Origin of the sequence: Paenibacillus tyrphae (assembly GCF_024158745.1) — a bacterium.
Lineage (GTDB): Bacteria > Bacillota > Bacilli > Paenibacillales > NBRC-103111 > Paenibacillus_G > Paenibacillus_G tyrfis_A.
Window position 1 is genome coordinate 126,303 of the sequence record NZ_JAMZAW010000017.1, and the last position, 13,474, is coordinate 139,776.

Consider the following 13,474-nt stretch of genomic DNA (forward strand, 5'->3'; position numbering starts at 1 on the left):
TTTTGCTGATATCCCTAGTTCTATGTCCGAAATCCTGCACTACCCGTCCAAAGACTGCGCATCCCGGGGCAGGCGCCTGACTTTTTCCACATACTCCGTCACATTGCGCTCTTCGTCCGCCGGATAATCGTAGCCGAGCTTTGCGGCAAGCGGCACCCCGATCCTCCGGACAAGCTCCCCTGCCTGGTTCAGCTTCTCCCACTGTTCTTCAGGGTCGGCCCCGCAATACAAGGACAGAAACTGCTCGTAGATATCGGGCTCCAGAAACCGCTTGAACCATTTACCGGCGGTGCCGACGTTGACCTTCCAATCATAGTTGGCGCCCACGTGCCATTCCAGCAGAAAGCGAAGCGATTCCATGAAGTATTGGTCGTATAAATTTTTCGCCCGCGGGATTTCATCGCGCCACAGCTCCTTGGCAATGCACACCTGAAGCCACCACAGCTCGACGATATGCACATCCCACATATAGCGGGAAGGCTTTTGGACCAGATAGCTGCTGTCGTTCGGCTCCGGTAGCTTCAAATCGAGGTTGTCTTTGTCGAGCAGCACTTTGCTGAGCGAGTCCTGATACACCTCTTGAATGCTGCCGATAGCCTTGAAGCTGAGGTCGATCCGCACGCTGTCTTTGAACTGCATCATGTAGATGGACGAGCCATCCTCGAAATATTCGTACTGCACGACGACGCGCTCGCCGAACGCATCAATCCAGCTTCGGTCCGTATTGTAGGGATGGTCCCCCAGGTTCGTCATATAAAAGTCAATATCGTAATCCTGCATAAAATCGACCGGGGCGTTAGGATTGACCCGCGAACCGTTCATGATGACGCATCGGATCCGATCGTCCCGTTCGGCAAGCTGCAGGAGCTGCGCCACTACCTCTTGTTCGTTTCTCATCGTTTAACCAACCTCCACATTCTAATAGATGATGACACCGTTCAGAATGTCGGCAGGAGGCGGTCCGCGTGCAAGATAAGAAACGAAGCGCGCGTGAGTACACGGTTAGAGCTTATCGAGCAGCTTCTTCATGTTATGCTTCCCCTTTCAAGTAAATTTCTGTAAGTCTATTATAGTCGTTCCGGCGTTGGTATGCCAATGTTCTCCGACCGGAACGGCCTCTCACGGTCCGGTTGTCTGCGCCCGCCAATATTGACGCGTCTCTTCGTCCTTGACGACGAAGCCGAGCTTGCTGACCTCGCGGCGCAGTTCTTTGGCTTCGCCCTTTTCCTTCTTCCGGAGCGCAATTTCGCGTGCCTTCAACAGCGCGTTGACCGCGGGCGGCAGCTCAGGGGTATCAAGTACCCAGCGCCGGAACTGATCCTTGTACGGGTCGCCGTCGGACGACCAAGGATACCCGTGCTCCGTCAAAGCGCCGGCGATACGCCCGCTCGCCCACTCATAGGTTTCGCGGGCATGCTCCTCTCCATTATTGCCAACGATTACAAGCTGCTTCCCGTCAAGGAAGACGGTGCTGATCGTTTCTCGCGTGAATTCTTGGACGGCTCCGTCCTTCTCCAGCCGGATCGTTTCGCCGGAGACGACCACATGCAGCGTATCTTTGATCACTTCCTCGGCGAACCAGAGGCCGCCTGCCAGACCCAGCAGTGAAGCGATGACGGTTCCCCACAGCCCGGAGATGGATGTGATCAGCTTGAGCGGCCCTTCATATGGTACCCAAGGCAAGGTCAAAGCCCACTTGGCGATCAGCGGGATGAAATACCCGAGTACAAGGCCGAGGACGGAGCAGCCCGCAAAGATCAGAACACGAACAGTGGTGGAAAAGCCGACTGCGGTCGAGTCCCGGTACGACGGCCGAGAGATGTTCATAGAATAAGACCTCCTGACTTGTTCTGGAGATGACAGGCTGATATAAGCCGCTGCACCTCTTACTTACCTATCGGTAAGTAAATAATATCACGAAAAATAACATTTGAAAATAATGGATACGCAGCCTCTATTCCCAAAATGACATTCCATCGCAAAAAGACCGCAGTTCGCAGTCCGAAGGCGGTCTTTTCACAATATTACGTATTCAACTCGGAGGCTAGCCGACGGCGCAGCGCAGCGTCAACAGCCCGATGCCATAGTCGGCGCTGGCAAACAGAAGCAGGACCGACTGTCCCTCCCGTAGTTGGCCGTGCAATACCGCTTCCTGCAAAGTGAGGAACGGATCGCTGCCCAAAAAATTAATCGTTTTCCGCGTTTGCCTTACATAGACAGGAATCCTGCAGCGTTCCCCCGCCTCGCCGACAGCCGTCACGAAGGCATCGGACACGTTCTGAATCACCAGCCGATCGGGCATGTTCCCCGACGCCTCCATCTCTCGAAGCGCTTGCTCCGCTTGCCGGGCAAGCGCCAGCGTCGTCCGCTCGTAATCGGCCGTCGTCCATGCGCGCATCGAACCTTCGGGAAAGAGAGGCAGTATGCGGTAATCCACTACCTCGTAATCGCCGGCTTCGGCGTTCAACGTACAGAGCACCGCTGCATCGCCTTTAATCGAGCCTGTCCAAGACACCCGGCTGAACGGATAGTCCGTTCGATCCGCAATGCAGAGCAAGCCGTCCGTGCCTTCTCCTTGCTCCAGCATGCGCCTGCTCCAGTGAAGCGCCCTAAGGCAAGCAAGGCTCCCAAGCTGTCCAAGCGTGAGCGGCAGCACTTGGCGCTGTCCGAACACGCTGGCGAGCATCATGCCCGGCACGGTGGTCAGCGGATGCTGCACGGTCTCGTGGCAGTAGCAGATCAGATCGAACTTCCGGTCCGCCCCGAAGCGGCGGCTCCCTTCCTCGCGCACGTATTCGACGGGATGCTTGTCGAACACCGGAATCCGGATCGCGGGAAGCGAAGAAGCCGACGGCCCGTGCTCCATGAGCGGCCATGGCGAAGACATGCCGGCGTGCGCGAACAGCCATTTGGGCGGGCTATCCTCCCACGGCTGTCCTGCTTCCTCATAGTATGCCTCCCAGGAGCGTTCCGCTGCGGGTACGATGCACCAGAGCCCGCTGATATACAGCTTCTTGGTATCGCCCGCAGGACTGTGTGCGCTCATAGCCTACCCTCTTTCCCGTTCGCCGGCACATACTGGTGCAGGGCACAGCCGAACGTTCCGGCCATGCTCACGGTCACCGTCAAATAATAATCCCCCGGCCGCAGCGCTCCGCTAGATACCGCATGCTGAAGATTGGAAGGGATATCCGAATTGGTAATATGCCCGGTTTCGCGCATGGTCGCGTAGTAAAACAACTCCGGCGAAACCCGCAGCGCGCCGGCTACCGTCTCCCAAGCCTGTCGGTTAATATTGCCGCACACGACGAGACGAATGTCGGAAAGCGTGAAACCAGCTTCGCCGAGCGTCTCCAGCATGATCTTGCGGATGCCCAAATAGTACATCGCATGGAACTGCCGTATCCGTGACGGATCGTCGTCGTAAGCCGTGCCTACCGCTTTGTACTTCACGACAAGCGTCCGGTGATCGCCGTGCTCCCGCCGGAACAGACAGGCGCTGGCGCTATCCCCGCAGATCATGAAGTCGTCGATATAGTAGAACGGATGGATGCCCAGATCGGCGGTCACCAACAGCACCGCTTTGTGCGGATCGCAGGCGAATGGATGACCGGCCATGCGCAGCACCCAGTGGAACGTCGAGCAGGAATGCTCCTCGACCGGATACAAGGGAACATGCTCCCACCGCCAGCGCCGCAGCATCGTCTTGAACAGGTTGCACTCGTGCCAGGCGACCTTCGACGTATGCGCGAACCAGATCTCCCCAAGCTCGATGCCTTCCTGCACGCAGCGTTGCGCTATCGGCTCCAGCGCCCGCTCCGCCATCTCCTCAAGCGACAGCCGCTTCTCCACCGAGACCGTCTCGAACCCCATCTTCCGGTAATGCGCTTCATCTTCCTTGAAGGGATAACCGCACTGCTCCGCGTCCCTGATGACGTCGGCAATCGGCACGGTCAGTCCGGGCCGGTAGACGGAGAGACCGTCCATATGGAACCGTCCTTGCATCATCCGCAGCCCTCTCTTATGTCGCCGCTTGCTTGCGGCATTTATCGGCCATAGTTATACAGCAGCACGCATCGCGAGCAGATCGGCGTCAAGCCGAGACCGAGCGTCTCCCGGTGCCGGCGGAAATTTTCGCCATGATACACGTCCTTCAGGTCATTCCCGTTCAAGTCGCCAAGCGTAAATTCGGGGAAAAACTTGCACGGGTTGACCTTCCCGTCCGGCATCACATCCACCCGGTTGGCAATGGCCAGGCACTGCTCCCGCTTCATCGCCGGCTTCTCGGAGCCCAGAATGAAGTCCCTGATCTCCTCCCGCTCCAGCGCCGGCTGAAACCGGATTCGGCTGTTCCACACCCGTTCGTTGATCCGGTCGATTTCGGCGATGAGCGGCTCGATATTCGATTCGGAGACGCGGAAGGTGAAGGAGTGCCAGCTATATCGCTGCTGCTGCTGCGCCGCTTCCAGCCAAGGGAAGTACTTCGCATAGTAGTCGTCCATCTTCATGGCAATCTCACTTGGGATGTACCAAGGAAACACGAAGTAGACCGTGTCGACGCCGAGCTCCTCGAAGTATGCCATGAAATCGTACAGCTTCGTTACCATGGAATCGCTGATGGTCAGACTGATCGAGATCCGGCCTTGATACTCGCCGGTTCGCTGCAGGTCCAACAGCAGCTTCACCATATGAACGACTTTCTTGAACGTGCCCTTCCCGCGAATGGCGTCGTTCTCCGCTTCGAAGCCGTCGAGACTGATCAGCAGCGTCATGTCCTTCGAAATTTTCAGCACGGAATCCAGCTTCTGCTCGATCAGCAAAGCATTGGTGCAAATGGTCGTGTTGCGGGGATCGCGCGCCAGCAGGTCGGCGAAGTCGTCGAAGCGACTGTAATACAGCGGTTCGCCGCCCCAAACGAACAATCGGGATTGCCGCTCGCGCGTTTGCTCCAGCAAACGTTCGAGCAAGGAAAACTCGATCTCCTGGTTCTTCATCTCCTTCGCCATATCGTGGTGGTACCCGTCGTTCGCCCATTCGAAGCAATGCTTGCAGCGCAGATTGCAGCCGTTGTTCAGCTTGATGCCGATATCCTCGGGGATGTCCAGCGCGAACGTCGGATCGCGCCTCAACGCTTTGCTTGTCACGGACATGTTGCGGATCGTCCGCTTCATATTTTGAAACGTGCTCCGGTCAAAGGTCACTCTCGTTTGCGGTTGCATGAGCAATCCTCCCTTCCTTCCTTCGATGAATTGTTTTTAATCGTAGATCGGCTGCTCTGCCGCCTGACCGCCTGCGCCGTTCACGACCGCCGCACGCTCCTTCTCCAGGTAAGCTACAAAAGCTTGAATAGAGCTCAAGTGTTCGATATCGAAATTGTCGAAGTCGATTTCCACCCCGAAAGCATCTTCGATGGCCAGCACGAAATTGATCATTTGCAGCGAATCGAGTCCGACCTCGTTAACGATATCCGTCTCCGGCTTTAACGTGGACAGCAGCTCCGGAGACTCCTTGATTTCGCTCAAAATTTTGATCACGGTTTGCAGAATCATAAGAAACTCCTCCTCATCTAAGTCAGTCAGCGGCTAGCCTAAGGCCAGCGGATATCCGGGCAGCTTCGCCCTCGCCAGCGTCAGCAGCCGCTCATGCATCGCCATGCGCTCGTACGATTGAACGATCGGCACATTATCTTTTGTCCCGTCCAGCACGTCGCTGAAAAACGCCAATTGATTCACGAAGTAATTTTGCGGCTCGAAGCCCAGCTTCTCCACCGCCCCGGTCTGCTTATCCTGGATGCGAATCGTAATACGGTACGTTCCCATGCTCGCGCGAAAAAAATCGTCCACGGTCACAACGGCACGCTCGAATTCGAGCGCATGCCTGGAAATCCCCGGCAGCTCGAAGGAGGCGACAAGCTCGGCGCGCACCCCGTCCGCGTAATCCAGCGCCGCCCGAAACGTCCAATCGCAGCCGCCTGGCCCCGCAAATTCCGACTCCGCATCGCAGCCCAACGTCTCCAGCCCCAGTACCGCTTGAAGAAATTGCAGCCAATAGCAGCCGAAATCGTAGAAGGCGCCGCCGCCGCGTTCCGGGAAGCTGCGATAGTTTTCCCGTTCCGGGTCCTGGAACGGAACCGAAATTTGCGAGCGCACCTGCAAGAGGCGGCCGTAAGCGTTCCCGCCGACCATCCGTTTGATCTCGCTCTGCCAAGGATGGTGCTGTACCATCAGGCCTTCCAGCACGGGCAAGCCGGACGCCGCCTGCGCGTCCATCAGCCGCCGAAGCTCCTCCGTGTCCAGACAGATCGGCTTCTCCACCAGCACCGGCTTCCCGGCTTGCAGCGCCCGAATCGTCCATTCCGCATGCAGCTCGTTGCTGAGCGCGATATAGACGAAGTCAATCTCCCCGCAGGCCAGCAGCTCCTCGTAGCTGCCGAACGCGTGCGGAATGCTGTACTTGTCTGCATAGGACTCGGCTTTGGGCTTCGTCCGGCTCGCAATAGCGTGCACGCCGAGGTGTTCGTGGCTTTTGAGGGGCGTGAACAGCGCCCGGTCGAGGATGTGGGCGCAGCCGAGCACGCCGATTCGTTTCTTTCTCATGGGCACAACCTCGTGCTTCCTTTTATTTTTCCGTCTTCGTCTTGAAGTTCAGACAGCAGGCCTGACAGATCGGGAATGAATTTTTTTTCAAATAATTGCGGTATTGCTTATACTTCGGTCCGTTCCAGATATCGAGCAGCCGCTGCTCGTTTACGTTGCCCAGAGTCAAATCATAGAAGGCATGACAGGAGGTCACGTCGCCTCTCGCATTGATCTCCGTGCTGAGCCAAGGGAACTCGCAGCGCTTCTTGGCATGCGACAGCTTGTGGCTGTTTCCGCTGAAGTATAGCTCGACCGTCTCTTCGGTCATGTTTTGCGGGTAGGCGTTGAAATAAACGCCCTTCTCCTTGCAGTACTCCTCGATGTTGCGTACCTGACGGGAGATATCCTTTGCATTCATCTCGCTAAACTCGGATAATTCGCGGACGAAGCCCCTGGAAACAGCCGCATTCGTGTCCAGATCAAAATTATTTTTCAAAATATTCCGGTAATTCACGTGATCTTCCGGCGTAATAAACGACTGAAACTCCAAACTGATATGATCCAACTTCGTAATATCCATGCTTTTGAAGAACAGTTCTTCCACATGCATATACGTCAGCGGGGTAATGATGAAGATCGTGCCGATCTTCGGAAACTCCTTGCCTTTCTCCTCCCGGAGCGCGTGAAGCTTCTCAATGCCTGCGGTCGCTCTCTTGAACACGCCCTTGCCGCGCTGCTGGTCGTTAATCTCCTCCGGACCGTCCATCGACACCCAAACGCGGTGCGGCTCGTTCTCGATAATCATCTCCGCATGCTTCTCCAGCAGCGTTCCGTTGGTCGGGAAGGCGACTTGGCTTCCGTAATATTTTAATGCAGCCAGAACCTCGTCGATCTGCGGATACATCAGAGGCTCTCCGCCAAACAGATCGTAATACGGCTTGGCCGGGCTGCAATCCTCGATAATTTGCTTAACCACTTTAATATCCAGCTGCGTTAACATCGTTCGTTCCTTGTAGGCGCCGTTATCGCCCCATTCGTAGCACATTTTGCACCTTAGATTACAGGCCTCCAGAAGCTGCAGCCAAATCCATCGGGGCGCCGACGTACTCAAGAGCGGTGAAATCGGTGAAGCCGTGTCGTTGCGAAGTTGTACGGACATCGTCTAACCTCCTCCAATTTTCAAGTCATGGTTGGTATAGGACCTGTCGATTCAGCCTGAGACTGCCTCATCTGCGGAGCCTTCCCGCCTGCGCTTGATTCCGGACCGCATCACCTCCCTTTCGTCATTTGCTGCTTCGGACGCATGTTCCGCTACAAATTCGAGCTGCTATACACGCCTAACGCCCGCTTCCACAGGAAGCGGACCAGCAGGAAACAGACAACCGGGGCTAAAGCGCCCCAGGCCAATTCGGCGGCAGACAGCTTGCCGAGCACCAACATCGGGGCGAAGTTCGTAATCAAAAACACTGGAACGACAAACGTTCCAATCCGCTGTATCCACTTGTTGTACATAGATGCGGGCATATTGTTGGAATCCCATACGGAGTACGAAATCTCGCTGGCGGCCGACGTGTTCACGAACCAGAACGAGAGCAGCGAAGGAATGATCATAATGCAGTACGTGAGGACGGTGGCGGCCAGCAGAAAAGCCACAAATCCGGCGACATGGAGCAGCGTCAGCGGAATGCCCGCGGCGCTCCAGCCGATCGCGATCATCACGGTGCCCGCAATCATATTCGGGATCGGCATCCCGACCTCGATAACCCGCAAGGACACGAGGAATTGCAGCGAAATCGGCTTGACCATCATCAGATCGAGACTGCCCGTGCGGACATGATCGCTGAGACGCAGGAAATTATTAAAGAACAAGCCCATGTAAATGCCCGTCAGCCATAAATGCGTCCCCATAAACATGAGAATCGTATCCGGCGACAGCCCGTTGATCCGCACATTCGTTTTGTACACGACGACCGCATACAGCAGCTTGGCCATCAGAAACGCCGCTTCGACGAATATGCCCGTTATGAAATTGAAGCGGTATTCCATCTGGGAAATGACCGAGTTTTTGGCGAATAACGCCAGAATGTGCAAATGCCGCCGCAGTTCGGTAACGAAGTTCAAAGCTCAGCCTCCTAGCCCCAAGTACCGTTTCATCCCGCGCTTCCAGGCCAGATGGCAGACGATCAGCATCAGACCGATCCAGATGCCTTGTCCGGCGATGCCTTGCCAAATCAGCCCGTCCGCTATTTTGCCGTTCAGGACGTTGACAGGGAAATAAATCATATAGTGGAAGGGCAGGAAACGAAACAGCTGCTGCAGCCCTTCTCCGAAAATTTCAAGCGGAAACATGCCGCCGCTCATAATATTGACCAGCAGGCTGGTGACAACGAAAAAGTAGGAGATTTCCGACAACCAGAAGGCGCACGCGCAAAGGGCGTACGAGATCAGAAAGCTAAGAATGACAGACAGGCATAGAGAGAGGAAAAAAGCCAGCAATCGTTCAAATCCGGTATGCTGCTTATAGAATGAGTTCAATGCGAAGGTTAGAGCCAAAATAACGAGCAGGGAAATGACCACATAGATCAAGCGCTGCCCGATAAACGAGCAGATGCGGAAGCCAAAATACGCAATCGGCTTGACCATATATTTATTCAATCCGCCGCTTTTGATATCTTCGGCGATGGCGTGTTCCATATTCGTAATGACCAGCTTGGAGACGACGGCGGCAATGATCGTATACATGATCATCTCTTGATAGGAATAGCCGAACAAGCCGCTCTCTCCGGCGCTCGCGTACACCGCCGTCCATATGTAGTAATGCACGACGATCGGAAATACCGCGCTGAACAGAGAGAGAAAAAAATTAAAGCGGTATTCCAGCGAGCTTTGGAAGCCGATGCGGAACGCAACGACATACTTGTGATGGGCCATGGCGCTACCTCTCGCGGAGTCCGACGATGCCGTCTTCGGTCGTCGGTCCTCAATTTTGTGAATGATGGGGAATGTCCGGAAACGTTTGCTTGCTTGAACGACGTGCGGCTTTCGTCAAAATTTTTAGGAATCAACAATTTTTTCAGAAAAAACGTCGTTTCTACATCTTGTCATACTCAAAGCACTTGACAAATTTCGGCGTTACAAAAATTACCTATTTTCCGAAAGAAATTACCGTATAACATGTAAAATTAACCCATCGCTTTCATTCATTGTATTGAAAAATTGGGTACTTTGTCCATAGTGCACGGGGATCAATTGTCCCCCTAGCGCTTGGCGAGAACGACGACATCTGATATCGACAGACAGCAAACGATGTAATATTGTGTCGGATGCGGTCAGGAAGGCCGGAAGCCGAGCTCAGGAATGTCATAATCCCCAATTGTTAAGAAATCATAACCAGTGTGACATGCTATAGTTTAAGAAACATGAAAATGATGAAAGGAGAAATGTACAATGACAACCCTGCATCAAGCACCGGCTGCAAAAGCGGAAATGCTTATTCGCAGACCGGTGGAAGAAGTGTTCGAAGCTTTCGTTGAGCCGGCGGTTACGACGCGATTCTGGTTCACCAAAAGCAGCGGAAGGCTGGAAGCCGGCAAAAGCGTCCGGTGGGATTGGGAAATGTACGGCGTTTCTACCAACGTCCATGTCAAAGAAATCGAGGAGAACAGACGCATTCTCATCGAATGGGAGGAGTCTTACGGTTACACGACGGTCGAATGGATCTTTACCCGGCGGGCGGATACCGAAACCTTCGTGACGGTAACGAACACAGGGTTTCAGGGAGATGGGGATGACATCGTCAAGCAAGCGATCGGCTCGACGGAAGGGTTTACGATCGTACTCTGCGGGCTGAAGGCACTTCTTGAGCACGATATCGTCTTGAATCTGGTGTCGGATAAGGCTCCCGACGCCCATGTTAACCGGTAAGAGCGGTTATTAAAAGAATAAGACCGATTCGGTTTCTGCGAATCGGTCTCAGAGTGTTAAAGAGGTTTTTGACAAAAATAGAGAAACATACGGAGGTGGGGTATCCACTGGAGAAGCGTAGCGTCCGCCTTTGTCTTCGGGAAATGTCCGCTACTAAGCGGCTTCCAATCAAATTTCCCGATGACAACAGCGGTCGGAAGTGGATACCCCACCCCCTCGTATACCTCTATTACCCTCAATTGACTCAACCGGGCACCTTCACGACAAAAGGAACGGTGAACACCTTGCCTTCGTGCTGGAACTGGCCCCACAGCTTGTATACGCCGCTTTTCGGGAAATTCGTCATGAACTTGGCGTCCGGCCCAGAGGCCTTCTCCTCCATCGGATGAACGTGCAGATACTGCTCGGCATCGGCGCTCAAAATAACGACATGACCGACCGCTCCGAGATAAGGCTGAAGATTCCTCACCGGCTGCTTCGAAGCGGCGTCGCGAATCGTAAACGTCAAGTTCGCGTCCATTCCCGCCATCAGATGGTCGATCGCAAGCGTTACCTCTTTGCCGTCCACCGTTTTGACCAGCGTGGACTCGGGCTCGATCGCCGCGGCTGCGGGCACATCGCCCTGTACGCTGATCCACTCCGTCTGCGTTACCGTCCCTTGACCCGTCGGCACGAAGTCCGCAATCAGCTTGTAATCGCCGCCGCCCGGAAACTGCGTCGTGATGTCGAACCGGCCGCCGCCCTTATAGTCGGGATGAATGTGGTTGAAGAACGATAGGTCTTTGCTGACGACGATCAAGTGAAGCTTCTTCTCGTGCGTAATGTCGAAGTTTTCCACCGGCTTGTTGTTTTTGTCCGTAATCTGAATCGTAAGCGGAGTATCGCTTCGGGCCTGCGGCTTCTCCGGCGTCAGCTTGAAGGACGTGACAATCTCGCCGCTCTTCGGCGCTTCGGACGCCCCGCCACTGTGATTGCTGTGTCCGGCTTCTTCCTTCGGAGCCTCCTTCGGGGCCGAAGCTTCTTTCCCCTGCTGGCCGCATGCGCTTAGAAGCAGCGCTGCACCCAGCAATGTCGCTATGGCTGCTTTTTTCATAAATACCCTCCTGTTTTCTCTCGGTTGTTTTTAGTGTAAGGGAAGCTTTTGAAGATCTTGTGAAGATCATCACTCCGCCCGCAGAGCATTATCCCGGAAAACAAATCCGCACCGCCGTCCCCCGGCCCACCTCGCTCTCGATTTCCATGCGTCCGCCGTGCGCTTCCGCCAGCCTCCGGGCGATGGTCAGTCCGATGCCGCTTCCCCCCGTGGTGCGATTCCGCGATTTATCCGTACGGTAGAACCGCTCGAACACATAGGGCAGCTCCTCGGCGGAAATACCGATTCCGGTATCCGCGACGACGACCCGCGCCTCGCCGAAGGCGTGCTCCACCGTCACCTCGACCCGGCCTCCGGAGGGCGTGTACTTCCAGGCGTTGCTGAGCACATTGGCCAAAATTTGCCCGATCCGCCTCCTGTCCGCTTGGACAAGCACCGGTTGTGCCGGGGCGGCGAACCGGAGGGCGACCTGTTTTTGCGCAAAAGCGGCTTTGACGGTCTCCACGCTCTGAGCGGCGATGGCCGACAAGTCTTCCGTCTGCAGGCGAAGCCGAAAATGAGGCGAGTCCATCTGCGTCAGCTGCTCCAAATCGCCGACCAGATGACTCAGCCGCTCGACCTCCTCGTGACAAGCCGCGAGCCGGACCTGCGTTGGCTTCCAGACGCCGTCCATCATCGCTTCCATATGGCTCTTCAAAGTGGCCAACGGGGTGCGCAGCTCATGCGCGACGTCGGCCGTCATCGTCTTCCGCAAGCGCTCCTGCTTCTCCAATTGCGCAGCCAGCGCGTTAATCGCTTGCGCCAAATCGGCCAGCTCGTCGTTCCCGCGAACCTCCGTGCGGGCCTCCAGCTCGCCCCCGGCCATGCGGACCGCCATCGCTTTCATCGCCGTGAGCGGCGCAGCCATCCGCTTCGCCGCGTACAAGCCGGCCAAGGCCGCCAAGACGATGCCTCCGGCGGCAATCCAGACGACCGACTGGACAATCGCCTGCTCCAGATGTGCATTGAACGTCACCATATCCGCGCTCACCGCCGCCTGCTGCTGATACATCACAAAATGGCGGTGTGCCTGCACAAGCAATACCGTGAGCGCCATGATCAGAATCCCGCACGTTAATCCGATAAACACGAGTGCAAATCTGGCATACAGTCCTCTCACGGCCAAGCCCCTCCGGCAAACCGGTAGCCTGCGCCGTACACCGTTACGATATACCGCGGCTCTTTCGGCACCGGCTCGATCTTCTGCCGCAGGTTTTTGACATGCTGGTCTATCGTGCGCTCGTCGCCTTCGAAGTCGAAGCCGAGCACCTTCTCGATCAACTCGTCCCTCGTGAAGCAACGCTCTGGGTGACGGGCAAGCGTAAGCAGCAGCTTGTATTCGTTGGGCGTCAGAGCGACCGGATCGCCATCCTTGTATACTTCGCGCTTTAACGTGAGAATCACCAGCTCGCCGCCGCCGAACGCCATCCGGTCCGCCAGCAAGGCGTCGTCCTGCGTGCGGCGCAGGATCGCCCGGACCCGGGCCGCCACCTCCCGCGGACTGAACGGCTTCAGCACATAATCGTCCGCACCGATGGATAGCCCGGTCACCCGGTCGTTCTCGGACACCTTGGCCGTTAGCATCAAGACCGGCATCGAGGACCTTTGCCGGATGCGCCGGCATACCTCCTCGCCGGACATGTCGGGCAGCATCAAGTCCAAAATGACAAGATCGACCGCCTCTCGCTCCAGCATGTCCAACGCCTCCGAGCCGCTGGCGGACTCCAGCGTGCGGTACCCGTCCTTTTGCAGATAAGAAGTGACGACATCCCTGATTTTCGTCTCGTCGTCGACCATGAGAATCGTCTTGCTCACCGCGGCTTTGCAGCTCCTCTCCGAC

Annotated in this window: 14 protein-coding genes; 1 reads left to right on the plus strand and 13 read right to left on the minus strand. The window is 55.9% G+C overall.

What is annotated here, in order from left to right:
• Window positions 1–39: 39 nt before the first annotated feature.
• From NI000_RS24200 to NI000_RS24245, 10 genes are all read right to left on the minus strand, one after another.
• On the minus strand, window positions 40–897 hold the full coding sequence (locus NI000_RS24200) for an aminoglycoside 6-adenylyltransferase (RefSeq protein ID WP_253413957.1): 858 nt from the start codon (window positions 895–897) through the stop codon (window positions 40–42).
• Between the two features lie 222 nt (window positions 898–1,119).
• Window positions 1,120–1,827, minus strand: coding sequence for a YqeB family protein (locus NI000_RS24205; protein WP_253413958.1), 708 nt, complete (start codon window positions 1,825–1,827; stop codon window positions 1,120–1,122).
• A gap of 217 nt (window positions 1,828–2,044) precedes the next feature.
• Complete coding sequence (locus NI000_RS24210) at window positions 2,045–3,046, minus strand: hypothetical protein (protein ID WP_253413959.1); 1,002 nt, start codon at window positions 3,044–3,046, stop codon at window positions 2,045–2,047.
• Window positions 3,043–4,008 (minus strand): 3-oxoacyl-[acyl-carrier-protein] synthase III C-terminal domain-containing protein, encoded by a 966-nt coding sequence (locus NI000_RS24215; RefSeq protein ID WP_253413960.1) that lies wholly within the window; start codon window positions 4,006–4,008, stop codon window positions 3,043–3,045. The genes NI000_RS24210 and NI000_RS24215 overlap by 4 nt, the downstream gene beginning before the upstream one ends.
• 38 nt (window positions 4,009–4,046) lie before the next feature.
• Window positions 4,047–5,219, minus strand: a complete 1,173-nt coding sequence (locus tag NI000_RS24220; protein WP_253413961.1) for a radical SAM protein — start codon at window positions 5,217–5,219, stop codon at window positions 4,047–4,049.
• Between the two features lie 36 nt (window positions 5,220–5,255).
• Window positions 5,256–5,549, minus strand: coding sequence for an acyl carrier protein (locus tag NI000_RS24225; protein WP_301292656.1), 294 nt, complete (start codon window positions 5,547–5,549; stop codon window positions 5,256–5,258).
• Between the two features lie 33 nt (window positions 5,550–5,582).
• Complete coding sequence (locus NI000_RS24230; RefSeq protein ID WP_253413962.1) at window positions 5,583–6,596, minus strand: Gfo/Idh/MocA family protein; 1,014 nt, start codon at window positions 6,594–6,596, stop codon at window positions 5,583–5,585.
• Between the two features lie 22 nt (window positions 6,597–6,618).
• Window positions 6,619–7,737 carry a radical SAM protein gene (locus NI000_RS24235; protein WP_253413963.1) on the minus strand — a complete coding sequence of 373 codons (1,119 nt, stop codon included), beginning with the start codon at window positions 7,735–7,737 and terminating at the stop codon, window positions 6,619–6,621.
• 152 nt (window positions 7,738–7,889) lie between these two features.
• Window positions 7,890–8,699, minus strand: coding sequence for an ABC transporter permease (locus NI000_RS24240; protein ID WP_253413964.1), 810 nt, complete (start codon window positions 8,697–8,699; stop codon window positions 7,890–7,892).
• Window positions 8,700–8,702: 3 nt separating this feature from the next.
• Window positions 8,703–9,509, minus strand: a complete 807-nt coding sequence (locus tag NI000_RS24245; RefSeq protein ID WP_253413965.1) for an ABC transporter permease — start codon at window positions 9,507–9,509, stop codon at window positions 8,703–8,705.
• Window positions 9,510–10,025: 516 nt separating this feature from the next.
• On the opposite strand from NI000_RS24245, the gene NI000_RS24250 reads away from it, so the two are divergent.
• Window positions 10,026–10,502, plus strand: coding sequence for an SRPBCC family protein (locus NI000_RS24250; RefSeq protein WP_253413966.1), 477 nt, complete (start codon window positions 10,026–10,028; stop codon window positions 10,500–10,502).
• A gap of 244 nt (window positions 10,503–10,746) precedes the next feature.
• Here NI000_RS24250 and NI000_RS24255 read toward each other — a convergent pair whose 3' ends face one another.
• From NI000_RS24255 to NI000_RS24265, 3 genes are all read right to left on the minus strand, one after another.
• Complete coding sequence (locus NI000_RS24255) at window positions 10,747–11,595, minus strand: hypothetical protein (protein WP_253413967.1); 849 nt, start codon at window positions 11,593–11,595, stop codon at window positions 10,747–10,749.
• An 88-nt stretch (window positions 11,596–11,683) separates the two neighbouring features.
• Entirely contained in the window at window positions 11,684–12,754 is a 1,071-nt protein-coding gene (locus NI000_RS24260; RefSeq protein ID WP_253413968.1) for a sensor histidine kinase, read from the minus strand.
• Window positions 12,751–13,431 (minus strand): response regulator transcription factor, encoded by a 681-nt coding sequence (locus NI000_RS24265; RefSeq protein WP_253414003.1) that lies wholly within the window; start codon window positions 13,429–13,431, stop codon window positions 12,751–12,753. The genes NI000_RS24260 and NI000_RS24265 overlap by 4 nt, the downstream gene beginning before the upstream one ends.
• Window positions 13,432–13,474: the final 43 nt, after the last annotated feature.